This is a genomic window from Citrobacter sp. RHBSTW-00986, assembly GCF_013783065.1.
GTDB classification, from domain to species: domain Bacteria; phylum Pseudomonadota; class Gammaproteobacteria; order Enterobacterales; family Enterobacteriaceae; genus Citrobacter; species Citrobacter braakii.
Window position 1 is genome coordinate 250,413 of record NZ_CP056200.1, and the last position, 22,833, is coordinate 273,245.

26 protein-coding genes are annotated in these 22,833 nt (G+C 50.8%); 9 read left to right on the forward strand and 17 right to left on the reverse strand.

Annotation, left to right across the window (positions count from 1 at the left end; all coding sequences use genetic code 11):
* Nucleotides 1-56 precede the first annotated feature (56 nt).
* Both nikR and HV345_RS01170 read right to left on the reverse strand, forming a co-directional pair.
* Nucleotides 57-458 carry a nickel-responsive transcriptional regulator NikR gene (gene nikR, locus HV345_RS01165; RefSeq protein ID WP_005121550.1) on the reverse strand — a complete coding sequence of 134 codons (402 nt, stop codon included), beginning with the start codon at nucleotides 456-458 and terminating at the stop codon, nucleotides 57-59.
* A 91-nt stretch (nucleotides 459-549) separates the two neighbouring features.
* Complete coding sequence (locus tag HV345_RS01170) at nucleotides 550-1,410, reverse strand: LysR family transcriptional regulator (RefSeq protein WP_047415905.1); 861 nt, start codon at nucleotides 1,408-1,410, stop codon at nucleotides 550-552.
* Nucleotides 1,411-1,509: 99 nt separating this feature from the next.
* Between HV345_RS01170 and HV345_RS01175 the strand changes: the two genes are divergently transcribed.
* The gene (locus tag HV345_RS01175) at nucleotides 1,510-2,016 is read left to right on the forward strand and encodes a phenolic acid decarboxylase (protein ID WP_016157682.1); all 507 of its coding nucleotides are present in this window, start codon (nucleotides 1,510-1,512) and stop codon (nucleotides 2,014-2,016) included.
* Here HV345_RS01175 and acpT read toward each other — a convergent pair.
* A complete protein-coding gene (acpT, locus tag HV345_RS01180; protein WP_181636171.1) occupies nucleotides 2,008-2,598 on the reverse strand; it encodes a 4'-phosphopantetheinyl transferase AcpT in 591 nt (196 codons plus the stop codon). The two genes, HV345_RS01175 and acpT, sit on opposite strands and share 9 nt — an antisense overlap.
* Nucleotides 2,599-2,660: 62 nt before the next feature.
* On the reverse strand, nucleotides 2,661-3,710 hold the full coding sequence (locus tag HV345_RS01185; protein ID WP_047358185.1) for an AI-2E family transporter: 1,050 nt from the start codon (nucleotides 3,708-3,710) through the stop codon (nucleotides 2,661-2,663).
* Between the two features lie 133 nt (nucleotides 3,711-3,843).
* On the opposite strand from HV345_RS01185, the gene HV345_RS01190 reads away from it, so the two are divergent.
* Nucleotides 3,844-5,061, forward strand: a complete 1,218-nt coding sequence (locus HV345_RS01190) for an MFS transporter (protein WP_049283121.1) — start codon at nucleotides 3,844-3,846, stop codon at nucleotides 5,059-5,061.
* 3 nt (nucleotides 5,062-5,064) lie between these two features.
* Here the strand turns inward: HV345_RS01190 and HV345_RS01195 are convergent, their stop codons facing one another.
* Together HV345_RS01195 and HV345_RS01200 are read right to left on the reverse strand one after the other, a co-directional pair.
* Nucleotides 5,065-5,622, reverse strand: coding sequence for a DcrB family lipoprotein (locus HV345_RS01195; protein ID WP_016154847.1), 558 nt, complete (start codon nucleotides 5,620-5,622; stop codon nucleotides 5,065-5,067).
* A gap of 72 nt (nucleotides 5,623-5,694) precedes the next feature.
* The gene (locus HV345_RS01200) at nucleotides 5,695-6,360 is read right to left on the reverse strand and encodes a 7-cyano-7-deazaguanine/7-aminomethyl-7-deazaguanine transporter (protein WP_019078120.1); all 666 of its coding nucleotides are present in this window, start codon (nucleotides 6,358-6,360) and stop codon (nucleotides 5,695-5,697) included.
* 168 nt (nucleotides 6,361-6,528) lie between these two features.
* Between HV345_RS01200 and tusA the strand changes: the two genes are divergently transcribed.
* On the forward strand, nucleotides 6,529-6,774 hold the full coding sequence (gene tusA, locus HV345_RS01205) for a sulfurtransferase TusA (protein ID WP_003827551.1): 246 nt from the start codon (nucleotides 6,529-6,531) through the stop codon (nucleotides 6,772-6,774).
* Nucleotides 6,775-6,820: 46 nt separating this feature from the next.
* Here the strand turns inward: tusA and zntA are convergent, their stop codons facing one another.
* Both zntA and HV345_RS01215 read right to left on the reverse strand, forming a co-directional pair.
* On the reverse strand, nucleotides 6,821-9,019 hold the full coding sequence (gene zntA / locus HV345_RS01210) for a Zn(II)/Cd(II)/Pb(II) translocating P-type ATPase ZntA (protein WP_181636172.1): 2,199 nt from the start codon (nucleotides 9,017-9,019) through the stop codon (nucleotides 6,821-6,823).
* A 74-nt stretch (nucleotides 9,020-9,093) separates the two neighbouring features.
* Entirely contained in the window at nucleotides 9,094-9,720 is a 627-nt protein-coding gene (locus HV345_RS01215; protein ID WP_016154844.1) for a lysoplasmalogenase, read from the reverse strand.
* A gap of 141 nt (nucleotides 9,721-9,861) precedes the next feature.
* On the opposite strand from HV345_RS01215, the gene HV345_RS01220 reads away from it, so the two are divergent.
* Entirely contained in the window at nucleotides 9,862-10,236 is a 375-nt protein-coding gene (locus HV345_RS01220) for a DUF2500 domain-containing protein (protein ID WP_016154843.1), read from the forward strand.
* Nucleotides 10,237-10,320: 84 nt separating this feature from the next.
* Here HV345_RS01220 and HV345_RS01225 read toward each other — a convergent pair whose 3' ends face one another.
* Both HV345_RS01225 and rsmD read right to left on the reverse strand, forming a co-directional pair.
* A complete protein-coding gene (locus HV345_RS01225; protein WP_016154842.1) occupies nucleotides 10,321-10,596 on the reverse strand; it encodes a DUF1145 family protein in 276 nt (91 codons plus the stop codon).
* Nucleotides 10,586-11,182 carry a 16S rRNA (guanine(966)-N(2))-methyltransferase gene (gene rsmD / locus HV345_RS01230; protein ID WP_016157666.1) on the reverse strand — a complete coding sequence of 199 codons (597 nt, stop codon included), beginning with the start codon at nucleotides 11,180-11,182 and terminating at the stop codon, nucleotides 10,586-10,588. Before rsmD ends, HV345_RS01225 begins: the two co-directional genes overlap by 11 nt.
* Before the next feature lie 276 nt (nucleotides 11,183-11,458).
* Here rsmD and ftsY point away from each other — a divergent pair, with 276 nt between their 5' ends.
* The 4 genes from ftsY to rpoH all read left to right on the forward strand — a co-directional run bounded on the left by ftsY (nucleotide 11,459) and on the right by rpoH (nucleotide 15,826).
* Nucleotides 11,459-12,994: a signal recognition particle-docking protein FtsY gene (gene ftsY, locus HV345_RS01235; protein ID WP_181636173.1), complete on the forward strand. Its 1,536-nt coding sequence runs from the start codon at nucleotides 11,459-11,461 to the stop codon at nucleotides 12,992-12,994.
* Between the two features lie 2 nt (nucleotides 12,995-12,996).
* On the forward strand, nucleotides 12,997-13,665 hold the full coding sequence (ftsE, locus tag HV345_RS01240) for a cell division ATP-binding protein FtsE (protein WP_003023420.1): 669 nt from the start codon (nucleotides 12,997-12,999) through the stop codon (nucleotides 13,663-13,665).
* Complete coding sequence (gene ftsX / locus HV345_RS01245; protein WP_016154839.1) at nucleotides 13,658-14,716, forward strand: permease-like cell division protein FtsX; 1,059 nt, start codon at nucleotides 13,658-13,660, stop codon at nucleotides 14,714-14,716. The genes ftsE and ftsX overlap by 8 nt, the downstream gene beginning before the upstream one ends.
* A 255-nt stretch (nucleotides 14,717-14,971) precedes the next feature.
* The gene (rpoH, locus tag HV345_RS01250) at nucleotides 14,972-15,826 is read left to right on the forward strand and encodes an RNA polymerase sigma factor RpoH (RefSeq protein WP_005121585.1); all 855 of its coding nucleotides are present in this window, start codon (nucleotides 14,972-14,974) and stop codon (nucleotides 15,824-15,826) included.
* Between the two features lie 237 nt (nucleotides 15,827-16,063).
* Here the strand turns inward: rpoH and dapA are convergent, their stop codons facing one another.
* The 6 genes from dapA to HV345_RS01280 are packed head-to-tail and all read right to left on the reverse strand — an operon-like array spanning nucleotide 16,064 to nucleotide 20,378.
* Entirely contained in the window at nucleotides 16,064-16,954 is an 891-nt protein-coding gene (gene dapA / locus HV345_RS01255; RefSeq protein WP_103928714.1) for a 4-hydroxy-tetrahydrodipicolinate synthase, read from the reverse strand.
* Entirely contained in the window at nucleotides 16,954-17,874 is a 921-nt protein-coding gene (locus HV345_RS01260) for a phosphoglycerate dehydrogenase (protein WP_181636174.1), read from the reverse strand. Before HV345_RS01260 ends, dapA begins: the two co-directional genes overlap by 1 nt.
* Nucleotide 17,875: 1 nt before the next feature.
* Nucleotides 17,876-18,730 carry a PTS system mannose/fructose/sorbose family transporter subunit IID gene (locus HV345_RS01265; RefSeq protein ID WP_052138036.1) on the reverse strand — a complete coding sequence of 285 codons (855 nt, stop codon included), beginning with the start codon at nucleotides 18,728-18,730 and terminating at the stop codon, nucleotides 17,876-17,878.
* Nucleotides 18,723-19,469: a PTS sugar transporter subunit IIC gene (locus HV345_RS01270; RefSeq protein WP_101700397.1), complete on the reverse strand. Its 747-nt coding sequence runs from the start codon at nucleotides 19,467-19,469 to the stop codon at nucleotides 18,723-18,725. Before HV345_RS01270 ends, HV345_RS01265 begins: the two co-directional genes overlap by 8 nt.
* Before the next feature lie 15 nt (nucleotides 19,470-19,484).
* The gene (locus HV345_RS01275) at nucleotides 19,485-19,970 is read right to left on the reverse strand and encodes a PTS sugar transporter subunit IIB (RefSeq protein ID WP_049283116.1); all 486 of its coding nucleotides are present in this window, start codon (nucleotides 19,968-19,970) and stop codon (nucleotides 19,485-19,487) included.
* A 6-nt stretch (nucleotides 19,971-19,976) separates the two neighbouring features.
* The gene (locus HV345_RS01280; RefSeq protein ID WP_047501419.1) at nucleotides 19,977-20,378 is read right to left on the reverse strand and encodes a PTS sugar transporter subunit IIA; all 402 of its coding nucleotides are present in this window, start codon (nucleotides 20,376-20,378) and stop codon (nucleotides 19,977-19,979) included.
* Nucleotides 20,379-20,907: 529 nt separating this feature from the next.
* On the opposite strand from HV345_RS01280, the gene livJ reads away from it, so the two are divergent.
* Nucleotides 20,908-22,011 (forward strand): branched chain amino acid ABC transporter substrate-binding protein LivJ, encoded by a 1,104-nt coding sequence (gene livJ, locus HV345_RS01285; RefSeq protein WP_181598776.1) that lies wholly within the window; start codon nucleotides 20,908-20,910, stop codon nucleotides 22,009-22,011.
* Between the two features lie 157 nt (nucleotides 22,012-22,168).
* Here the strand turns inward: livJ and panM are convergent, their stop codons facing one another.
* Nucleotides 22,169-22,552 carry an aspartate 1-decarboxylase autocleavage activator PanM gene (gene panM, locus HV345_RS01290; RefSeq protein WP_181636683.1) on the reverse strand — a complete coding sequence of 128 codons (384 nt, stop codon included), beginning with the start codon at nucleotides 22,550-22,552 and terminating at the stop codon, nucleotides 22,169-22,171.
* Between the last annotated feature and the right edge of the window lie 281 nt (nucleotides 22,553-22,833).

Consider the following 22,833-nt stretch of genomic DNA (forward strand, 5'->3'; position numbering starts at 1 on the left):
CGCCTTATCCGGCCTACAAACGGGAATGAATGTAGGCCGGGCAACATAACAGGCAATTACTCTTCTTTCGGCAGGCACTGCAGATGACCGTGGCGCACGCCGCGCTGGGAAATCACGTCATCGGCAAAATGCTGCACATCGCCCATGTCACCTTTTAGCACAGCGATTTCCAGACAGTCGTCATGGTTGATGTGCACGTGCAGCGTGGCGACTGATAAATCGTGGTGGTGATGTTGGGTGGAAACAATACGGCTCGCCAGGTCACGCTTCTCATGCTCATAAACATACGAGAGCACTGCGAATCCCTGAGTGCCGTGCTCCTGGGTAGTTTCCTGCGCCAGTGCGCCGCGCAGAATATCGCGGATCGCTTCGGAACGGTTGTTATAGCCACGGCGCTGGCTCAGGCTGTCGAGCGTTTCCAGTAAATCGTCATCGAGGGTAATGGTGACTCGTTGCATCTGCAATTAACCTTTCATGTGGCGCGTGGGCGCACAGGGAGTAAGGGGAATAGCGTATTTTGTAACACACGTCCGGCATCCGGGGAAAAGGTTAATGCTCTCGCAATAAACGCAGCAGGGTTGTTACCTGTTCATCCAGCGGCGCGAGCGTGTCTTTGACAATCAGATGCAGCGGGGTGGCACGGCGAGCGCCATGGCTTAACGGCAGCGGGCGTAATAGCCCCTGCTCAAGCTGCTGCTGAATTCGCTCCTCAGGCAACCAGCCATAACCGACCTGATACATCACCGCCTCAATCGCGGCATCAATGGTCGAGAAGGTCCAGGCATCGCGCACCGCTTGCTGCGGGTTGTCGCGATCGGCAATGCGAATCAGCGGCCACGCGCGTAACGCGTCTTCATCCAGCGGCGCATCCAGCATGCAGAGCGGGTGATCGCGGTGGGCAACGGCCACGAAGTCAATATTCATCAGCCATTCGCCGCGTCCGGTGATATCCTGGCGTCGGGTCAGGACCATCACGTCCGCATCGGCATGCGCTGCCAGTCGATCGTCAGCATTCTCCAGTACTTCGGTCAAACGTACCTGTGTCTGCGGCCACGCCTGCTGAAACTGCTTGAGGATCGCGAACAGGCGTTTGCGTGGGAAGATGCTATCTACCATGAAATCCAGCCGCGTTCGCGTGCCGTTTTGCAACGTTGCTGCCCGGGTTTCCACCCATAAAAAGGCCTTCAGTAACGGTTTGACCTGGCCCAACAGTAGCTCTCCCGCAGGGGTTAATACCGCCCTGCGACCTTCCGGCGTCAGCAGCGTCACGCCAAGCCGCTCCTGCAGTAGCGCCAGGTTGTAGCTCACCGAAGACTGGCTACGGTTGGTCTCTTCCGCAGCTTTCGCAAAGCTGCCCAGCTCCACGACTTTCTCCAGTAAGGCCCATTGCTCCAGCGTTGTCTTGTGCATAACTCATCTAAAAATTGAATGAATATGATGTAAACATAGCGTTATTCATCCAATTTTTGAAGCGGTAAGATCCTCGCATCAAGTAAGAGGAGAACGAATATGAGCACTTTTGATAAACATGATTTGAGCGGCTTTGTCGGCAAACATCTGGTCTATACCTACGATAATGGCTGGAATTACGAGATCTACGTGAAAAACGACACCACTCTGGATTACCGTATTCACAGCGGCATTGTGGGGAATCGTTGGGTGAAGGATCAGCGGGCGTACATTGTGCGGGTTGGCGAGAGTGTTTATAAAATTTCATGGACCGAACCGACCGGGACCGACGTCAGCCTGATCGTAAATCTGGGCGACAAACTCTTTCACGGCACCATCTTTTTCCCACGCTGGGTGATTAACAATCCGCAAAAAACGGTCTGTTTCCAGAATGACCATATTCCGCTGATGATGTCATATCGCGATGCGGGTCCGGCATATCCAACTGAGGTGATTGACGAGTTTGCGACCATCACCTTCGTGCGTGACTGTGGGGCGAATAATGACAGCGTTATTGCCTGTGCGGCGAGCGAATTGCCGGAAAACTTCCCGGAAAATTTACGCTAAGGCTTCCAGACGCTGCACGGCGTCTGCGGTCAGGGTAAACGGCGTGGGGGTACACACCGCCAGGCTCAGGGTATCGAGCTGGCACTGGCTGACTGAGAGTGAGGAGGTTAGCGCGGTGCTGTCGACACTGACAATTTGCCAGGCGCTGCCGCCACGCTGTTTCACGATAGCTTCTTTACGCGTCCAGATGCGCCAGAACGCCGCCAGCTGTTGCTCCGGGCGTTCGGCCTCAACTTCGGCATGTTCCCTGAGACTGAACACCGTATTTGCCAGCGTCTGCCAGTTATCGCGCGGGCGAACGACTTCAATATCACAGCCGACTTCCCCTTCGTCGCTGAGCAGCAGGGCAATATCATCACCGCTGTGGCTGAGATTGAACCACAGCGGTGTGTCAGCGGAAAAGGCCGGTTTTCCTTGCTCGCTGTAGACGATGTCCGGTAATGGCGAAAGAGTATGGGAAAGCAGCACGCGACCTGCCAGCCAGCGCGCACGACGAGCGCCTTGCGGGGCCTGATCATGCAATGCGGCAGGCAGTGTGCCAGCGCTTAAAACAGAAACTTTCCCAAGAACGATCCGGTACATATCAGGGCTAACCTTTAGTAATAATGGGGTTGTTTACCATTCTATACATGCTGTTTGCAAGTTTATCCAGGTAATCGGGTTTTGGGCCTGCCGGGTCCCAGCAAAATTGCCAGTTTGCTACCGCCAGTGGTGGTTTCCATCCAGATTTTACACACGCTGGTTAACGGCACGGAGAGCAGCATACCTACCGGACCAAGCAGCCATCCCCACACCAACAGAGAGAGAAAGACGATTAGCGTCGATAATCCCAGCCGGTGCCCCATCATGCGGGGCTCGAGGATGTTGCCAATTACCATATGCACCACCAGAAACAGCGCCCCAACCAGCACACATTCGTAAACGCCGTTGAACAGCAGCGCCTGGATCATGGGTGGAACGGCGGAAATGACCGAGCCAATGTTGGGCACGTAGTTTAGCAGGAATGCCAGCACACCCCACATCAGAGCAAACTGAATCCCCATTAGCGCCAGCCCCAGCCAGACGATGGCACCGGTCCATAAGCTGAGCAACGTTTTCAGCGCCAGATAGTGAGAAACACCTTTCAGCGCCCGATGCAGCCCCGCAATATGGATTTGGGGGTTGTTCAGCGCAAAGCGCAGCTTATAGGGGACATGACGCACCTCAAACAACATAAAGACCACCGTCATCACCAGCAGAACGACGCTGGCCATGGCACCGGAAAGACTTGTCATCAGCGTGGTTGTGAAGGTCATCAGCTTGTCGGAGTCCATACGTTGCAGCATGCGCTCCGGGGACATATGCAGATTCAGAAAAGGCACCATCTCTTGCAGATACAGAACCTTGCGCGTCAGCTCCTTGTTGTATTTTGGCAGCATGGCCATGAATTCAGTAATGGATGACGCCAGAACACCGATTAACGCCGTAAGAACGATCAGCATCACCACCACGACTAACGTTATCGCGACCGGCCGACGTACACCCCGGCGAATAAACCAGGTGACCAGCGGATTCAATACAATGGCAAAAAAAAGGGCCAGCAGAAGCTGTACGATGATATCCGCCGCGGCATGAATACCCGCGAGGATCACCACCAGAGCGGCCAGTTTGAGCAGAATGTGCAAACCCGTTTTATCGGGCTGGGCGGTTGTCATGTCGTCTTCCTGTTTGCGTTTTTGCATTAAGTGTAGCGGCTGGCTTGCGACTGATATTCCTAAACTGACTACTGATTTCTGCCCGGCAACATGGTAGAAATGAAACACTGTTGTGAAAACGTGGTGATCCTCCATGCCCGAACCCGTCGCTGAACCGACGCTTAGCGGTTTACGCCTTAATCTGCGTATTGTCTCTGTGGTGATGTTTAACTTCGCCAGCTACCTGACCATTGGTCTGCCGCTTGCTGTATTGCCAGGCTATGTCCATGATGTGATGGGATTTAGCGCTTTTTGGGCAGGGCTGGTCATCAGCCTGCAATATTTCGCTACGCTGCTGAGCCGTCCACATGCAGGTCGCTATGCCGACCTGCTGGGGCCAAAGAAGATTGTGGTATTCGGACTGTGTGGCTGTTTTTTAAGTGGTCTGGGCTACTTCCTGGCGGGCTTCACGAATGGCTGGCCGCTGGCCAGCCTGCTGCTGTTATGCCTGGGGCGCGTGATTCTTGGGATCGGGCAAAGCTTTGCCGGGACTGGCTCTACGCTGTGGGGGGTTGGGGTCGTTGGTTCAATGCATATCGGACGGGTGATTTCGTGGAACGGCATCGTGACCTATGGCGCGATGGCGATAGGCGCTCCGCTGGGCGTTCTGTTTTATGCCTGGGGTGGCTTACAGGGATTGGCGATGACCGTGATGGGCGTGGCGCTGTTGGCAATACTGCTGGCGCTCCCTCGTCCGGCGGTGAAGGCCAGCAAAGGCAAACCGTTGCCGTTTCGCGCGGTGCTTGGGCGTGTCTGGTTGTACGGCATGGCGCTGGCCCTGGCCTCAGCCGGATTTGGCGTGATCGCCACTTTCATTACCCTGTTTTATGATGCCAAAGGCTGGGACGGCGCCGCTTTCGCGCTGACGCTTTTTAGCTGCACGTTTGTGGGGACCCGCCTGTTATTCCCAAATGGTATCAACCGTTTAGGTGGACTAAATGTGGCGATGATCTGCTTTAGCGTCGAGATTGTTGGGCTGCTGCTGGTCGGGATGGCTTCCATGCCGTGGATGGCGAAAAGCGGCGTCCTGCTGGCCGGTGCAGGGTTCTCGCTGGTGTTCCCGGCGCTGGGCGTGGTGGCGGTAAAAGCCGTCCCGCAGCAAAATCAGGGCGCTGCGCTGGCGACGTATACGGTGTTTATGGATTTATCACTGGGAGTTACGGGGCCGCTGGCCGGGCTGGTCATGACGTGGGCGGGCGTGCCGGTTATCTATCTGGCGGCGGCAGGGCTGGTGGCGGTGGCGTTATTGCTGACCTGGCGATTAAAAAAACGGCCTCAGGTGGTGTCACCGGAGGCCGAGTCATCGTCTTAACCGTTACTGGATAACCAGCGTGTTAATGATGTTTTCTGCGGTAGTCTGCGCTTTTTGCTGATCGTCAGCAGGCAGCGTGATTTGCAGAGTCAGCAGTTGGTTATCGACTTTACCCAACACCACGGAAGAGTAAGCGGTCTGGCCTTTGGCCGAGATGATGCTGTCTAACTGCTGCAGCGTGTGGCCTTTCAGCTCAATAGATTTATTGGTGACGACCTGCAACTGCGGGTCGCGGCTACGCTGCTGATCTTCCAGGCGTTTTGCCAGCACAGCCAGGTCTTCGTTGGTATTGTCGCCAACAATCACAATCACCGCTTTCTGGCCGGTTGCGTCAGAATAAACGTGCATATTGTTCGCCTGGGTGCCCAGTTTGCCGCTCTGATCGGTCATATCCGCTGGCAGGGAAAAACTGAGTTTACCGTCCAGCAAGCTGACCGGTTGTCCAGTGGCGCTACTTTCTGCGGCAGCACCCTCTGCTGGCGCTTTTGTATCGCTATTATCACAGGCCGCAAGCCCCATAACCAGCAGGCCAATACCGACATATTTAACCAGATTGCGCATTGACTTCTTCCTTTCGATAAACGGCCATAACGGCTCATTCGTCCATCTTATCACAACTCGGAAAATGAACCTTTAACTCGTCTGCAATGCAGAGATTTCGGATTTATCTGCCAGCCTTTTCAGTAACATATTCAGCAGCACGCCGTACATCGGCAGGAAGAAAATAATGCTGATCAGCACTTTGAAGCAGTAGTCGACCAGCGCGATTTCCATCCAGTGCTCGGCCATAAAGGCATCCGGGCTGCGCCAGAAAGCGATAAAGAAGAAGGCTAACGTATCGCTGATGTTGCCAAACAGCGTGGAAGCCGTTGGCGCCAGCCACCAGCGACGGTTCTGACGCAGGCGGTTAAAGACATGCACATCCAGAATTTGACCCAGCGCGTAAGCCATAAAGCTGGCGGCGGCGATACGGGCGACAAACAGATTAAAGTGCAGCAGTGCGCCGAATCCCTGCCACGATCCCATATAGAACAGTGATGAAACGACATAGGAGATCAGCAGCGCGGGGATCATTACCGCAAAGATGATACGTCGTGCCAACGGAGCGCCAAAAATACGCACGGTCAGATCGGTCGCGAGGAAAATAAACGGAAAGCTGAAAGCGCCCCATGTGGTATGGAAACCAAAAATGGAGATCGGTAGCTGCACCAGATAGTTGCTGGAGGTGATCACCAGCAGATGAAATAGCGATAGCCAAAACAACGCTTTTACGCGTTGAGATTGTGTAAACGGAGTCATATTGTGACCTTTTTGTTGGATGGGGTGAGGGAACCCAATAAAAAACCGTCGCATGATACTGCTTTAAGAGCACATTGCAATGGTTGTTTTTCACGCAATCGTTAACCTGATTGGCTTACGCCACAACAGAGCGTAAAATAACGCCGTTTTTGAATGAACGAGACTACGATGAGCGATCTGTTTACCTCTCCCGACCATACTCTTGATGCCCAGGGGCTGCGCTGCCCGGAACCCGTAATGATGGTGCGTAAAACCGTGCGCGGCATGCAGGCGGGTGAAACGCTGCTGATTGTCGCCGACGATCCGGCGACAACCCGTGACATTCCCGGCTTCTGTACCTTTATGGAGCATGAGTTGGTGGCAAAAGAGACCGACTCTCTGCCGTACCGCTATCTGGTGCGCAAAGGCCAGTAATCTTAGCCGGATGGCGCTAATGCAACTGCCGTCCGGCACAGACTCATTATCCTTTACGTAGTAACCGCAGCGCGTTAGCGGTCACCAGTACCGTCGCCCCCGTATCTGCCAGCACCGCCAGCCACAGTCCGGTTATTCCGAGCAGCGTGGTGACGAGAAAAATCCCCTTCAGGCCTAGCGCAATCGCAATGTTCTGGCGAATATTGGCGTGGGTGGCGCGGGCTAACTGAATCATTTGCACCAGACCACGCAGGCGGTTGTGGGTCAGGGCGGCATCGGCGGTTTCCAGGGCGACATCGGTCCCGCTTCCCATCGCAATGCCAATGGTGGCTGCTTTCATTGCCGGAGCGTCGTTGATGCCGTCGCCGACCATCGCCAGCGGCGACTGTTGGTTAAGATGAGTAACGGCCTGTACTTTATCTTCCGGTAATAGACCCGCTTTGAATTCGAGACCCAATTCACTGGCAATAGCTGCTGCCGCTCGCGGGTTATCGCCCGTCAGAATCACCCCTTTCACGCCAATGTGATTAAGCTCGCTGATGGCGCTACGGGCGTCGTCGCGCAGCGTGTCCTGTAGGGCCAGCACGCCGAGAACGGCATCGTTACGCAGCACCAGTACCACCGTTTGACCCGCGCTTTCCAGCTCGCTTATCTGCCCGGCAAAAGCATCGGCAGGCTGCTTACCGGCGGCGCAAATCAGCACGCGTTCGCCGTTGACCAGTGCTTCAATGCCAGAGCCAACCAGCGCCCGCTGATCTTTTGCGACAGGGATAGTCAGTTCGCGCGTTTGGGCTTCCCGAACAATCGCCTGCGCCAGCGGGTGCGTCGCGCCTTGCTCTACTGCTGCCGCCAGCGCCAGCAGTTCTGCCTCGCCAATACCGCTTGCCGGGTGAATCGCCGTGACGCGCGGTTTACCGACGGTCAGGGTGCCGGTTTTATCAAACGCGACCTGCGTTATCCTACCCAACTGCTCCAGCGCGGCCCCGCCTTTGATTAACGCGCCACGACGCGCTGCGGCGGCAAGGCCAGAGGTAATGGCGGCGGGTGTGGAAATCACCAGCGCACATGGGCAGCCAATCAGCAGCAGCGTCAGCCCTTTATAAATCCACTCCTGCCAGGATGCGGCAAACAGCAGCGGTGGTACAAGGGTGACCAACAACGCAACCGCCATAATGGCTGGGGTGTAAATCCGGCTGAAACGGTCAATAAAGCGCTCAATGGGGGCGCGGCGTTCTTCCGCTTCTTCAATCAATTTCAGAATACGGTCAATGGCGCTGGCACCCGGTTCGGAGAGTACTTCCAGCGTTACCAGACGGTCCACGCTGGTGGCGCCCGCCGGGACTTTCTCGCCGGTGGCGCGCTCAACCGGTATCGATTCGCCGGTCAGGGCGCTTTCATCAAAGCTGGCAAACCCGGAGACCAGCTTGCCGTCGGCAGGTAAACGCCCACCCGCGGCAACCTCGATAACATCGCCTGGCTGGAGAGTATTGATAGCAACCTCTTCGCGCTCGCCGTTACGCAGGCGCGTGGCGGTTTCCGGCTTGAGCGCCATCAGTGCGCTAACCCCTTTACGGGCGCGGCTGGCGGCCCATCCTTCCAGGCGTTCGCCAATTAAAAACAGCAGCAGCACCATGGCGGCTTCTGCCGTCGCGCCGATAAACAGTGCGCCAATGGCGGCCACGCTCATCAACGTTTCAATGGCAAAGTAGCTGCCGGTTTTCATCAGACGCAGGGCCTGACGGGCAATGGGATACAGACCTACCAGCGTGGTGGCGATAAATGCTATCTGGCCAAAGGGGTGATTGAACTGCTCCAGCCCCCAGCTAATCGCCATCATGATAATCAGCGAAATCAGCGGCAGGTTCTCTTTAAACCGCGACTCGGGGGCGGCGTCTGGCGCTTGCTCATCGCGCAGGGTATAGCCTGCCTTTTGCACTGCGCTTTCAACTTGCAGGCGGATATCGGAACCCGCATCGACTACCAGTTTTTCGGTGGCGAACAGAACCTGGACCTGGTTGACGCCGTTGACCTGGCGGACCGCATTCTCCACTTTTCGGGCGCAGGCTGCACAGTCCATGCCTGCCACTTTCCAGGAGTAGCGGGTACCCATTACGGTACCGGATACGGGTGGTGGGGTGGAGCAACTTCCTTCGCAGCAGCAGTCGTCAGCCTTTTGTGGCGCAGGCGCTAGCTTGAAAGAAGAAAATTGTGGGGCTTTTTTGCCACTGGAATCGGGTGTCGACATGGCATCCTCCGGTTGATAATCATTTCATATTAACCGGAGGATACACTCTGGAGTCGACTCCAGAGTCAAGCGTTTTAAAGATACAACGAACGAACAATCAGGAAATGTCCGGCGAAGTAGCAGGCGGCAGCAATTGCGTTATCGGCGCGGAAGCGGCGACGGTAATGGCTACCCAGCCAGACAATGTTGCCGATGAACAGGAGTGATGCGCCCATAAAAGCCGACAGCGCCGGAGCGGTCGGGCGGAAGAACCACAGCTCACCAGCCATCCAGACCATCATCAGCGTGATACCAATAAAGGTACAGATAGCGATGCGTAGCTCTTCCAGACGCGTCCAGATCACGGCAATCAGCAACGCCCCCAGCACCACCAGCACCAACGGCAAAGGCCAGAAGAACGACAGCGTCATTTGGCTGGCGAAGTAAATGGTATACAGCAGATGCGACAGGAAGAATGCCCCCACGGCATACAAAAGGCGTTGGCGCGGTAACAGCGTCAGCGCATCGCCCAGCAGCGAGGCAAGCAGGCCAGCCAACACCAGATAGCTGACAGCATTAAACATTGGCGCCTGCCAGGCCAGCAGCGCCAGCAGGAGTAACGTTAGGGGTTTAAAGACCCAGCGTTGCCAGGCGGGCCCACGATAGGAAGCATCCACGAACAACCATGCGGAAAGGCAGACAGCGATAAACGACCAAAGCATCTTAGTTCCTTGAATTCGTTATTTTTTCGTAAGCGGGGTGCTCACGGCTCTACTGTTCAGTGTAGAGGTCGACACTGCCAGATGACAACACCATAACAGGCAATGTATGCTTATTTCCGCATTTTCTGATGGGTTAATAATATGAGCAAACCACCACTTTTTTTCATTGTTATCATTGTGTTAATCGTTGTTGCTGCGTCGTTTCGCTTCGTTCAGCAGCGGCGTGAAAAAGCCGATAATGATACTGCGCCGTTAGTGCAAAAGCAGGTGGTGGTGAGTAACAAACGGGAAAAACCGCTTAACGATCGGCGATCCCGCCAGCAGGAAGTGAGCCCGGCAGGGACCAGCATGCGCTATGAAGTCAGTTTTAAGCCACAAAGTGGCGGCTTCGAGCAGACGTTTCGTCTGGATGCCCAGCAGTACCATGCGTTAACGGTCGGGGATAAGGGAACGCTGAGTTACAAAGGTTCGCGTTTTGTTGATTTTACAGTGAACGCTAAGGTTTCATCTGACTGATGCCGGATGGCGGCTTACGCTTTGTCCGGCCAGGAGATTTTGTCGCTCCGGCCTGCTAAGCGCCGCCGGGCGAAAAGATCACAGTTACTTCTTCAACTGATCTTTAATCTTCTTCTGCCAAACCAGTAACTCAAAGACGCCGAACAGAAAAATACGGATTTTCTCTCCGCGGGTCATCTGCGGGCCATCTTTAGGCATGGTGCTTTTTAACAGCGCCAGTTGCATGCCGTGCATCAGCACCATAAAAATCAGTGCGACGTTAACGAAGATGTTAAGCGGGCGTGGAAAGGGTTGGAAAATATTGAGTAGTAAAAATGCCCAGACGCACAACATCAGCAGGCGTCCCAGGTTAATCAGCATCGTGTTCTCCTCGTGCTTCACGTTGGTAAAGGCGATAGGCGACCTGTCCGGCGACTTTTTCACGGTACAGCGACCAGTTCACCGGAACCGGCGGCAAACCGTTTTCTACTTCGCTTTCAACGTAAATATACGCTTCATTTGCCAGCCAGCCATGAGTTTCCAGAAGAGTTAATGTTTCTTCCAGTAATCCTTTGCGAAACGGCGGGTCAACAAACACCACGTTATGCGGCGTACCCGTCTGGGCCAAAAATGTCAGGGTATTGGTGTTGACGACCCGGGCATGGGGGGCTTTCAGCGTGGCGAGATTGTTTTGTAGCTGCTGTGATACCGCGCGATCCATTTCCAGAAGCGTCGCATTTGCTGCATAGCGAGAGAGGGCTTCCAGCCCCAGCGCGCCGCTGCCGGCGAAGCAGTCCAGGCAGTGAGCATCGACCATTACCGGGGCCAGCCAGTTAAATAAGGTTTCGCGTACGCGGTCGGTGGTTGGGCGCAGACCGGGACTATCCGGAACCGGGAGTTTACGGCCACGCCATTGACCACCAATAATGCGGATCTGGCCGCTACCAGAGTGATTCGGTTTTTTCATTTCAATTATTGCTCAATCCGCTGCTGACGTGTCATTCCAGGCGGTGATGTGAGTTAAGTTAACCCGTCGCCTTTCAAGTTACCTCTTCGTTGGCTGCACTTACTCACCCGAATCACTTACTAAAAGTAAGCTCATCGGGATTCGTGCGCTTGCCGCCTTGACGTAACTCGAAATTCATTGGGTATAAGTGATAGACTATTTCATCATTTTTTTAGCTGCTATGTACATAGCGTTGACGCTGTGCCATGAAGCAACAGCGGGGGAGTGTAGTCGCAAATGGCGAAAGAGAAAAAACGTGGCTTTTTTTCCTGGCTGGGCTTTGGTCAAAAAGAGCAGGCACCGGAAAACGAGACAGAATTAAAAAACGAAGAACAACAACCGGTTGCTGAAGAAACTACCGTCGTTGACGAACAGCCGCGCGCCGAGGAAACCCGTAGCGAGGCGGAAACGGAAGCTTTTGCAACTGAAGTTGTTGAAGTGACTGAACAGGTTGCGGAAATCGAAAAACTGCAGTCGGAAGCAGAACCTGTTGCCGAACAACCGCAGCCGGAGATTGAGCGGGTTGCTGAACCTGCAGCTGAACCCGTTGTGGAAACGCCAGCGGCGACGGTTATCGAACGCGAAGAATTGCCGCTGCCGGAAGAGGTGAAAACCGAAGAGGTTTCTGCCGAAGAGTGGCAGGCCGAAGCGGAAACCGTTGAAATCGTTGAAGCGGTTGAAGAGGAAGCCGAAAACGAACCGCACCTGACTGATGAAGAGCTGGAAGCGCAGGCGCTGGCTGCTGAGGCTGCTGAGGCAGCTGAAGAAGCCGTGATGGTGGTGCCGGTAGAAGAACCTGCCGTAGAAGCACCGACAGAAGAAGAGGGAGTCCAGGAGCAGGAAAAACCAACGAAAGAAGGTTTCTTTGCGCGTCTGAAACGCAGCCTCCTGAAAACAAAAGAAAACCTTGGTTCCGGATTTATCAGTCTGTTCCGTGGTAAAAAGATCGACGATGATCTGTTTGAAGAGCTGGAAGAGCAACTGCTGATCGCCGACGTGGGCGTAGAAACGACCCGCAAGATTATTGCGAATCTGACGGAAGGTGCCAGCCGTAAGCAGCTCAAAGACGCGGAAGCGCTGTACGGCCTGCTGAAAGAAGAGATGGGCGAGATTCTGGCGAAGGTGGAAGAACCGCTGAATGTTGATGGCAAGACGCCGTTTGTTATCTTAATGGTTGGCGTCAACGGCGTGGGTAAAACCACCACTATCGGAAAGCTGGCGCGTCAGTTTGAGCAGCAGGGTAAATCGGTGATGCTGGCGGCGGGCGATACCTTCCGTGCGGCGGCGGTAGAGCAGCTGCAGGTCTGGGGTCAGCGTAACAACATCCCGGTGATTGCTCAGCATACCGGCGCGGATTCCGCGTCCGTCATCTTTGATGCCATCCAGGCGGCGAAGGCGCGTAATGTAGATGTGCTGATCGCTGATACCGCAGGGCGTTTGCAGAACAAATCGCACCTGATGGAAGAATTGAAAAAAATCGTTCGCGTCATGAAGAAACTCGACGAAGATGCGCCGCATGAAGTTATGCTGACTATCGACGCCAGCACCGGGCAGAATGCGATAAGCCAGGCCAAACTGTTCCATGAAGCGGTGGGCTTAACCGGTATCACCCTGACTAAGCTGGACGGTACAGCGAAGGGCGGGGTCATCTTTTCGGTTGCCGATCAGTTTGGCATCCCTATCCGCTATATCGGTGTGGGCGAACGTATCGAGGATTTACGTCCGTTTAAAGCGGACGATTTTATAGAGGCACTTTTTGCCCGAGAGGATTAACAATGATTCGCTTTGAACATGTCAGCAAGGCCTATCTCGGTGGGAGACAAGCGCTGCAGGGAGTTACCTTCCATATGCAGCCTGGCGAGATGGCATTTCTGACCGGCCACTCCGGCGCGGGGAAAAGTACCCTGCTGAAGCTGATTTGTGGAATTGAACGGCCCAGCGCCGGGAAAATCTACTTCAGCGGGCATGACATCAGCCGTTTGAAAAACCGTGAAGTGCCGTTTCTGCGTCGTCAGATTGGCATGATTTTTCAGGATCACCACCTGTTGATGGACAGAACCGTGTTTGACAACGTGGCAATCCCGCTGATCATCGCGGGCGCCAGCGGGGACGATATTCGTCGTCGCGTGTCAGCGGCGCTGGATAAGGTCGGACTGTTGGACAAAGCGAAAAACTTCCCTATTCAGCTCTCCGGCGGTGAACAACAGCGCGTGGGCATCGCCCGTGCGGTAGTGAACAAACCTGCGGTATTGCTGGCGGATGAACCAACAGGGAACCTGGATGACGCGTTGTCGGAAGGGATCCTTCGCCTGTTTGAAGAGTTTAACCGCGTCGGGGTCACGGTATTAATGGCCACGCACGATATTGGCCTGATCTCCCGTCGCTCCTATCGCCAAATGGTTCTGAGCGATGGACATCTGCATGGAGGCCTGGCCCATGAATAGACGTGACGCTATTAATCAAATCAAACAGTTCGGTGGCCGACTGGATCGCTTCCGTAAATCGGGCGGCGCGCCGGGAGATGGCGGTCGTAACGCGCCAAAGCGGGCGAAAGCCGCGCCAAAACCGAACTCGCGTAAAACCAATGTCTTTAACGAGCAGGTACGCTACGCGTTCCAGGGCGCGTTACAGGACCTGAAAAGCAAGCCGCTGGCGACGTTCCTGACGGTGATGGTTATTGCCATCTCCCTGACGCTGCCAAGCGTATGCTACATGGTTTATAAGAACGTCGACCATGCGGCAAGCCAGTATTATCCTTCTCCGCAGATCACCGTTTACCTGCAAAAAACGCTGGATGATGATGCAGCGGCGCGGGTAGTTGGTCAGTTGCAGGCCGAGCAGGGCGTGGAGAAAGTGAATTACCTTTCCCGCGATGACGCGCTGGGCGAATTCCGTAACTGGTCCGGCTTTGGCGGCGCGCTGGATATGCTGGAAGAGAACCCGCTACCGGCCGTGGCGGTAGTTATCCCGAAACTGGACTTCCAGGGCACGGAGTCGCTGAACACGCTGCGCGACCGTATCGCACAAATCAACGGTATTGATGAAGTGCGCATGGATGACAGCTGGTTTGCCCGTCTGGCGGCGCTGACGGGCCTTGTCGGACGCGTCTCCGCGATGATTGGCGTGCTGATGGTAGCGGCGGTCTTCCTCGTCATCGGTAACAGTGTGCGGCTGAGTATTTTTGCGCGTCGCGATACCATTAACGTGCAGAAACTGATTGGCGCGACGGATGGGTTTATCCTGCGTCCGTTCCTCTACGGCGGTGCGCTGCTCGGTTTTTCCGGCGCATTTCTTTCACTAATTTTGTCAGAAATTTTGGTGATGCGCCTGTCGTCAGCGGTTACTGAGGTGGCGCAGGTTTTTGGAACTAAGTTTGATATCAACGGCTTATCATTCGACGAATGCCTGTTATTACTGCTGGTGTGCTCGATGATTGGCTGGGTGGCAGCCTGGCTTGCCACGGTTCAACATTTACGCCACTTTACCCCCGATTAAAAAATCTCTGGTATAATCTTTCCCTGCACTGAGTAGTTCGCTCTGCAGGGAAAGAGTCCCTGTTATCTCTTCCCGGCGTATTCATTGTGATGTCACATTTTGTGCGTAATCTATACACATTACGACATGGAACTTGTGGATAAAATCACTGTCTGATAAAAGATTGAATGATATTCTCGTTGCTCATAAGCTCTGGCATGGTTGTTGCTATTGGTTTTAGCCAACGCGTCAGATGAAAAGATTGAGAGGATTTGAATGACCAAAGAAATGCAAAATTTAGCTTTAGCCCCTGTTGGTAACCTGGAATCTTACATCCGGGCTGCGAACGCGTGGCCGATGTTGTCGGCTGACGAGGAGCGGCTACTTGCTGAAAAGCTGCATTACCAGGGCGATCTGGAAGCAGCTAAAACGCTGATCCTGTCTCACCTGCGCTTTGTTGTTCATGTTGCTCGTAATTATGCGGGCTATGGCCTGCCGCAGGCGGATCTGATTCAGGAAGGTAATATCGGCCTGATGAAAGCCGTGCGCCGTTTCAACCCGGAAGTGGGTGTGCGCCTGGTTTCTTTCGCCGTGCACTGGATCAAAGCTGAGATCCACGAATACGTTCTGCGTAACTGGCGTATCGTAAAAGTCGCGACCACCAAAGCGCAGCGTAAGCTGTTCTTTAACCTGCGTAAAACCAAGCAGCGTCTGGGCTGGTTCAATCAGGACGAAGTTGAAATGGTTGCTCGTGAGCTGGGTGTTTCCAGCAAAGACGTGCGCGAAATGGAATCCCGTATGGCGGCGCAGGACATGACGTTTGACATGTCTTCAGACGACGAGTCTGACAGCCAGCCGATGGCGCCGGTTCTGTATCTGCAGGATAAATCATCTAACTTTGCCGACGGCATTGAAGAAGATAACTGGGAAGATCAGGCCGCGAACAAACTGACCCACGCAATGGAGGGTCTGGACGAGCGTAGCCAGGACATCATTCGCGCCCGTTGGCTGGACGAAGACAACAAGTCGACGTTGCAGGAACTGGCCGATCGCTACGGCGTCTCTGCTGAACGTGTTCGTCAGCTTGAAAAGAACGCCATGAAAAAACTGCGTGCGGCGATCGAAGCGTAATCACGCCGTTTAACGCATTGCCCCTATAACCCCTGGATGCCCATTCGGGGGTTTTTTATGTCTCATTGATACTTCAAACTGCTATCACGCTTTCCTCTGCCAGGTTTGCTTTTGCCTCTCTGGTGTTGTGGAGGGGGGCCGAAGTGATTAATGCCCCTGCGCTTGACAAGGTGACATGTTTGCCCGGTTTCTGGGCAAACATGTCACCTTAATGCAGCCGAATACTGTCGGTAAAACTTATTGTGGCAGGAGATTATAGGCTGCCAGCATCTCTTTGATATCCTGAGTGATGATTTCATTCGGCATATGTATTGGTCTTCTGGTAATGCCTGCGGTGATCCCCATTAAGTTAAGAGCCTCTTTCATTACTGCAGGTGCGGTCATTTTCTTAATGTTCATACGCAGTGCATCGATCTTATTACGCTCTTCCTGTGCTTTATCCAACTGCCCCGCGATAAAGTAGTTATACAAATCCACTTCAATCTTCGGTAAAACATTTGATGTGGCTGCGACGCTGGCTACTGAACCTTCTTTAAATGCATCAAGCATCAGCGAATCTGAACCGTTCAATACTTTAAAATTTTTGTGTTTTGAAATCTCAAGGTACTGTTTTTGTACTTCAAATTTGCCACTGCTATCTTTGATTGCCACGATATTATCGATATCAGCCAGGCGATTCGCTGTTTCGTATTCAATACTTAGGCCCGTTTGCCCTGGGAGATTGTATAGAATAATAGGTGCTGCTGTGCTGGCCGCAATATCATAGTAATGTTTATATAAATCTTCCTGATTAGGCACCAGATAGTAGGGGGTTACAACTGAAATGTAATCTGCGCCAGCATCAACGAGTCGTTGAGTCAGAGCAATAGTTTGCTGTGTGCTACAGCAACCGGCACCGGCGCAAATAGTTACGTCATCACCCACTTCATCAACAACTGCTTTGGTGAGTTCTACTTTTTCATCATCTGATAACAGATGAAATTCACCGTTGGTGCCACAAATAAATAATCCATGAACACCATTGTTGACTAACCAGCGAGCCATCTTTCTTGCTGCCGGGATATCCATTTTTTCCGTTTCATCAAATGGTGTCACCATCGCAGTAATAATTCCCTTAAGTTCTTTCATTATCTTTTCTCCAGTTCGTTGGTAACATTTTTAATCGAGATTTGAATTGTGTTAAGATCTGCTTCCTGAGTAAACGAAGCCGCATGTGGCGTGATCGAGTAATTTATGAGTTGTTTTGTTGCTTCTTTTCGTTCTTTAAGTTCAATATCTTCACTAGCAAAAGAAATTTTGTGAGTAATTAAAGCATTGTATAAACTATCTTCATCAATCAAACCGCCTCGTGCAGTATTTATTAATATTGCGGAAGGTTTCATTTTTTCGAATGCGTGCTGATCAATCATGTGCCTGGTGCTATCTAGTAAAGGCAAATGAAGCGAGATAACATCACTGAGCTGATACACCTCATCTAACTCTTTAAAGTTTATATACGGAAAAACCTGACTCTGATTGATAAAAGGGTCGTATGCAATGATCTCCATACCCATAGCGTTAGCGATGTGGGCTACATGTTTGCCAATAGCACCAAGGCCAATCAGCCCTAATGTCTTTTTATGTAACTCAGTACCCACCAATCTTACATCATTACTACATTTAGCCTGTTGTTCGATTTCAACATACTTTCTGGCACTGGATAGCATCATTAGAATAGCCATTTCTGCTACCGATACAGAATTGGCGTTGAGTGCTTTATGCACCACAATATTTCTGCTGTTCGCATACTCAACGTTTATATTATCTAAACCAACACCATATTTTGAGATTACTTTTAGTTTTTTCGCACAATCTATAACGTCTTGATCTAAAGGGTCGTTGCCTGTAATAATAGCATCGGCATCTTTAATTTTTACCATCAACTCTTCTTTACTAAAACGTCCGCCGCTCGTATTACATTCGACGATATAACCTGCTGCCTGTAATTCATCCAGATATTTTTGCCCCTTACTAAGAAAGGGCCTTGGCGTTATAAGTATTTTTTTCATATTACAATAAACCGAAGAATGAAAAAATAAGACTTAAAGAGAGGATTGCTACCAGTATTCGTAGGAAATGCGGTCCACACTTCTGGATGTATATATAAATACCGAGAACCGCAACCAGGGGGAGTAAGTTAGGCACAATTTTGTCTAACATGTCCTGCAGGACAATAGTATTCCCCCCACCAGTAGTAATATGTAGTGGTGTCTTAATCTTTACATAAGTGGCAGAAAGCGCCCCCATCATCAACAGGCCGAACATACCTGCGCCTTCAATAATTTTATGGATACTGCCAGAGTGGAGTATCTCTAAAATTGACTCTTTCCCCTTTTTATAGCCAATATTAAGTGCAAATCGGCTAGCGAAGAACATATAAACAACTTGATAGATCAATGGCAGTAATGCGGCTAATACGTACCCTTGCAATACAAAAGGAATACATACCCCAATAACAATAGGTCGCAATGTGCCAAAATCTAGCGTATCCCCGATACCTGAGACTGGACCCATTAACCCCGTTTTTAAACTGGTCACTAATTGGGTTGTGGCTGTTCGCTGTTCTTCAGGTTCCTGGGATGCTTTTTCTTCTAGTGCGATAGTGATGCCGTTTACCACTGAGCCCCAGTTAGCTTGTGTGTTAAACATCGTCAAATGGCGCTGTAACGCTTTTGAAAGATCCCTCTTATTCGGGTATAGCTTAGCTAAAATCCCTGTCATTGAATTACAAAAGGCTAGAGCCTGTAACCGTTCAAAATTTAATGATGTTTCCGAGAAAGCATGCCATTTTAACCAGACAATCTGCACATCTCTATTCGTAATTGGTGAGCTTTCGGCTTCCTTTAAGTCGATATTATTAGCCATTTTGTGTTCCTTTCGCAGTTTTTGATTGCATGTATAAGAGAACAGCACATAAACCAAAAATGGATATCCCTATGGTGTTTAGCCCTGAATATGTGACCAAGAAGAAACCAATGATGAATAACGGGATGTATTGTTTTTTCCCGATCACAATGATAGTGATAGCAAAACCTAATGCTGGAAGAATATTACCAGCGATAGCTAAGCCGTTGGTGGTCCAGGAGGGTAACAGTTTGACAAATGAGGCAATAGCATCTGGGCCATACAAACAGGCAACGAAAACAGGAACGAAGCGCATAGGGAAGGCCAACAGAATAGGATAGATAGTTGCTACCCGCTGAATCCCTTTGATATCTGCTTTTTCGGCATAGCGATCGGCCATATGAACAAATGTGGTATTAACCGTTTTACGAACGTTTTCGAGGACAACCCCTAATAAACCTATTGGGATTGCCAACGAAATAGCTATTTCAGGTTTTATCCCCGCAGTAAGAGCAATAGGTATAGCGATGCAGGAGGCCAATCCCTCATCTGCTGGCGGGTTCCCACCAGGAGCAATACTACCTATATAGATCATCTGTAATGTCGCGCCGACTGATAATGCAGTCGGCATATCATCAAAGATAATTCCCATAATGGGGGCAATAGATAACGGCATGCGCATGATTGAAAAGCCATACCATACCTTCGCTTGTGATATCCAATAAACTAAACCAATCAATATTGCTGTAGAAACGCCCATAAGTTCCTCTCCTTTTTAAGGTAACTTATTCTTTATTTTTTGCAGACTGGCTGGTTCTTCTTCTGGGATAGTCTGGAAATAAACTTTAATATTCCTGTCTTCTATTACTTGTAGTTTTTCTGCATCTTCTTTATTTATTGATATCTGATTAAAGACGATTTTTCTGCCAGGGATGTTTTCTATGCCGCCTACTTGCAACTCTTCAAGTTCTAATCCGCCCTGAATAGTCTTTAATGCTGAATCAATAGATTTGAAAAGGATTAAAAGTTTGCCAGTATAGAAATTTTTCTCATTCCAGCGGGTTGTCGTTTCCTCAATGGATGTCATGATTACTTCGATGCCGCTGGGGGCCGCCATTTTATAAACTTCGGCTAAAAAAGGATCATTATATAATTCGTCATCAATAACTATTATTTTATCGGCGTTGCTCCTTTTCAGCCATTTGGTGATAACCTGTCCATGAATTAGTCGATAATCAATGCGGGCATGTACTATACTCATACTCTATTATCCTTTATTAAATTGATAACTTTGAACCATATCTTTACCGGCATCATGAATACATTGAACATATTCTTCGATGGTGATTTCTTTATCGGAGTCTTGTAACATATTCGCTTCAAGCAGCATGGCAAGGTTTACGCCGCTAATACAATGAATAGGGTATTCTCTGGAGAGAACCGTCGCTACATTTGATGGTGTTCCACCATATATATCGGTAAGAATGACGGTTTTAATATTGGGTCTGAGTATTTTCCTTGTTTGCTCCATTAACGTTTCTGGTGACATCCCGATGATCAGAGAAATAGCCGTTGTATTTTTCGTTTTGCCAACAATCATTTCACTACTGTTTAATAACTCTTTACCTGCGTCACCATGTGTTAATATGATGATATCATAGAGATTCAATGGTTATCTTCCTTATATATATAATCCATATGTTTGATTTATATTTTGTATGTAACAGATTCCGTTCTTGAGAGTGGTTTCTGTTCTTTGAATATATATTGTTTTATGGATTTTTAAACGTTACCAAGATCACATATTGAATGTATTGACTAATATGGCTATTTCTAGCGGATGCATATAACGCATAACAAAATAATATAATATTTGGTTTTTATAATTAATATTGTCATTTATATATATTCAACAATGCATCTTAATTAAGATAATATTTTATATCGATGATATAAGGTCATATTATGGAGATGAAATTGATATTTATAGTTTTGTCACCTATATGTTATGTCATCGCAAAAATTCACGTTTCAAATCCATAAAAATGGGGTATGTTTTAGCAGAGTATGCTGAAAATGCACGATCAGCATGCCTAAATATCAATGTCTTATACTTGGTGTGACGCCAATATCAGAATAATGTGCTAAATAACAACATCACAACAAATGCAACAACCATAACAATGAGGAACCTCAGGATGAAAATGAAGGGTAAAGCGTTACTGGCAGGATGTATTGCACTCGCATTCAGCAACATGGCATTAGCAGAAGATATTAAAATTGCTGTTGTGGGGGCGATGTCTGGCCCGGTAGCGCAGTATGGCGATCAGGAATTTACCGGCGCAGAGCAGGCAATTGCGGATATCAACGCCAAGGGCGGCGTGAAAGGCGACAAACTGGTCATGGTGAAATATGACGATGCCTGTGACCCGAAACAAGCGGTAGCGGTTGCGAACAAAGTGGTCAACGACGGGATTAAATACGTAATCGGTCACCTGTGCTCTTCTTCCACTCAGCCTGCGTCAGACATCTATGAAGACGAAGGTATTCTGATGATCACTCCAGCGGCAACGGCGCCGGAGCTGACCGCGCGCGGCTATAGCCTGGTAATGCGTACCACTGGTCTGGATTCCGATCAGGGCCCAACGGCCGCCAAATATATCGTTGAAAAAGTGAAGCCGCAGCGCATCGCGATTATTCATGATAAGCAGCAGTACGGTGAAGGTCTGGCCCGCGCGGTGCAGGATGGCCTGAAAAAGGGTAACGCCAACGTGGTGTTCTTTGACGGGATCACCGCCGGGGAAAAAGATTTTTCTACGCTGGTAGCGCGTTTGAAGAAAGAGAATATCGATTTCGTTTACTACGGCGGTTACCACCCGGAAATGGGGCAAATCCTGCGCCAGGCACGCGCCGCGGGTCTGAAAACCCAGTTTATGGGGCCAGAAGGTGTAGCGAACGTGTCGCTGTCTAACATCGCCGGTGAATCTGCAGAAGGCTTACTGGTAACGAAACCGAAGAACTACGACCAGGTTCCGGCGAACAAACCCATCGTAGATGCTATCAAAGCCAAGAAACAGGATCCGAGCGGCGCATTCGTATGGACCACCTACGCCGCGCTGCAATCTTTGCAGGCCGGTCTGAACCAGTCTGAAGATCCGGCTGAAATTGCCAAGTATCTGAAAGCAAACTCGGTGGAAACCGTGATGGGGCCGCTGTCATGGGATGCGAAGGGCGACCTGAAAGGCTTCGAATTCGGCGTGTTTGACTGGCATGCAAACGGGACGGCGACAGACGCCAAGTGATTTTCCCGGCGCCTTTCGTGCCGCAGGTGTGTTGGCTGCGTTATTCAACCCCGGTCACTTACTTATGTAAGCTCCGGGGATTTTATAACTTGCCGCCTGCCTGCAACACAAAATTCTTGGGAAAATACTCGTAATACAATTGGTTGGGGGCGGTTTTCTACCGTTTCTCCCAGCCATTCTCCTGGGCCGTAAACCCTAACACCTGCATAAATGCGGCCATCACGCTGCGGTCTTCAACGCCGACGTCGGCCATCCACCACGAACTCACGTCAGGGTTTTCCCGGATCACTTCTTCGATCAAATACTGCCCGACGCCGCGACGGCGGGTGATATCGCGCACGCGCAATGAATCCAGTGCGCCTTGTGTGCCGCTCAGGGTTACCCGCACGGCACCTAACAGACGCTCGTTAAAGCGTGCGGCGTAGATCCGGTGCGTTTCATCTACGCTTAATGATGAGGCGGAATATTCCGGCCAGATTTTGCCCAGATCAATCAGGCCCTGGTCGCTAAAGTTATCTAAACGAACGATGGTCAGCTTCATTAACAGCATGTCCAAATCACAAAAGATGGAATCAGTGTACCGAAATAATTCGCCCGGATGCTTTCTCTTTTTAATGCGATTAACCAGGTTAATAGTTTTGTAACAACGACAATGACAGATTGAAACAGTAGAGATTGAAAAACAGGCAGGATAATACCCTGGAATGCAGCATTTTATTCCGCTCTTTGTGCCGTTATTTTATGCTGACAAATGCACTTTTTTTTGTTTATCTATAGTGAAAAGCAGAATATTATCTTTTCTTAATCGACTGAAAAATAGAG

What these genes read in the sequence shown, in the direction of transcription:
- nikR (WP_005121550.1), bottom strand. Translation starts at nt 458, where the DNA reads ATGCAACGAGTCACCATTACCCTCGATGACGATTTACTGGAAACGCTC.
- HV345_RS01170 (WP_047415905.1), bottom strand. Translation starts at nt 1,410, where the DNA reads ATGCACAAGACAACGCTGGAGCAATGGGCCTTACTGGAGAAAGTCGTG.
- HV345_RS01175 (WP_016157682.1), top strand. Translation starts at nt 1,510, where the DNA reads ATGAGCACTTTTGATAAACATGATTTGAGCGGCTTTGTCGGCAAACAT.
- acpT (WP_181636171.1), bottom strand. Translation starts at nt 2,598, where the DNA reads ATGTACCGGATCGTTCTTGGGAAAGTTTCTGTTTTAAGCGCTGGCACA.
- HV345_RS01185 (WP_047358185.1), bottom strand. Translation starts at nt 3,710, where the DNA reads ATGACAACCGCCCAGCCCGATAAAACGGGTTTGCACATTCTGCTCAAA.
- HV345_RS01190 (WP_049283121.1), top strand. Translation starts at nt 3,844, where the DNA reads ATGCCCGAACCCGTCGCTGAACCGACGCTTAGCGGTTTACGCCTTAAT.
- HV345_RS01195 (WP_016154847.1), bottom strand. Translation starts at nt 5,622, where the DNA reads ATGCGCAATCTGGTTAAATATGTCGGTATTGGCCTGCTGGTTATGGGG.
- HV345_RS01200 (WP_019078120.1), bottom strand. Translation starts at nt 6,360, where the DNA reads ATGACTCCGTTTACACAATCTCAACGCGTAAAAGCGTTGTTTTGGCTA.
- tusA (WP_003827551.1), top strand. Translation starts at nt 6,529, where the DNA reads ATGAGCGATCTGTTTACCTCTCCCGACCATACTCTTGATGCCCAGGGG.
- zntA (WP_181636172.1), bottom strand. Translation starts at nt 9,019, where the DNA reads ATGTCGACACCCGATTCCAGTGGCAAAAAAGCCCCACAATTTTCTTCT.
- HV345_RS01215 (WP_016154844.1), bottom strand. Translation starts at nt 9,720, where the DNA reads ATGCTTTGGTCGTTTATCGCTGTCTGCCTTTCCGCATGGTTGTTCGTG.
- HV345_RS01220 (WP_016154843.1), top strand. Translation starts at nt 9,862, where the DNA reads ATGAGCAAACCACCACTTTTTTTCATTGTTATCATTGTGTTAATCGTT.
- HV345_RS01225 (WP_016154842.1), bottom strand. Translation starts at nt 10,596, where the DNA reads ATGCTGATTAACCTGGGACGCCTGCTGATGTTGTGCGTCTGGGCATTT.
- rsmD (WP_016157666.1), bottom strand. Translation starts at nt 11,182, where the DNA reads ATGAAAAAACCGAATCACTCTGGTAGCGGCCAGATCCGCATTATTGGT.
- ftsY (WP_181636173.1), top strand. Translation starts at nt 11,459, where the DNA reads ATGGCGAAAGAGAAAAAACGTGGCTTTTTTTCCTGGCTGGGCTTTGGT.
- ftsE (WP_003023420.1), top strand. Translation starts at nt 12,997, where the DNA reads ATGATTCGCTTTGAACATGTCAGCAAGGCCTATCTCGGTGGGAGACAA.
- ftsX (WP_016154839.1), top strand. Translation starts at nt 13,658, where the DNA reads ATGAATAGACGTGACGCTATTAATCAAATCAAACAGTTCGGTGGCCGA.
- rpoH (WP_005121585.1), top strand. Translation starts at nt 14,972, where the DNA reads ATGACCAAAGAAATGCAAAATTTAGCTTTAGCCCCTGTTGGTAACCTG.
- dapA (WP_103928714.1), bottom strand. Translation starts at nt 16,954, where the DNA reads ATGAAAGAACTTAAGGGAATTATTACTGCGATGGTGACACCATTTGAT.
- HV345_RS01260 (WP_181636174.1), bottom strand. Translation starts at nt 17,874, where the DNA reads ATGAAAAAAATACTTATAACGCCAAGGCCCTTTCTTAGTAAGGGGCAA.
- HV345_RS01265 (WP_052138036.1), bottom strand. Translation starts at nt 18,730, where the DNA reads ATGGCTAATAATATCGACTTAAAGGAAGCCGAAAGCTCACCAATTACG.
- HV345_RS01270 (WP_101700397.1), bottom strand. Translation starts at nt 19,469, where the DNA reads ATGGGCGTTTCTACAGCAATATTGATTGGTTTAGTTTATTGGATATCA.
- HV345_RS01275 (WP_049283116.1), bottom strand. Translation starts at nt 19,970, where the DNA reads ATGAGTATAGTACATGCCCGCATTGATTATCGACTAATTCATGGACAG.
- livJ (WP_181598776.1), top strand. Translation starts at nt 20,908, where the DNA reads ATGAAAATGAAGGGTAAAGCGTTACTGGCAGGATGTATTGCACTCGCA.
- panM (WP_181636683.1), bottom strand. Translation starts at nt 22,552, where the DNA reads ATGAAGCTGACCATCGTTCGTTTAGATAACTTTAGCGACCAGGGCCTG.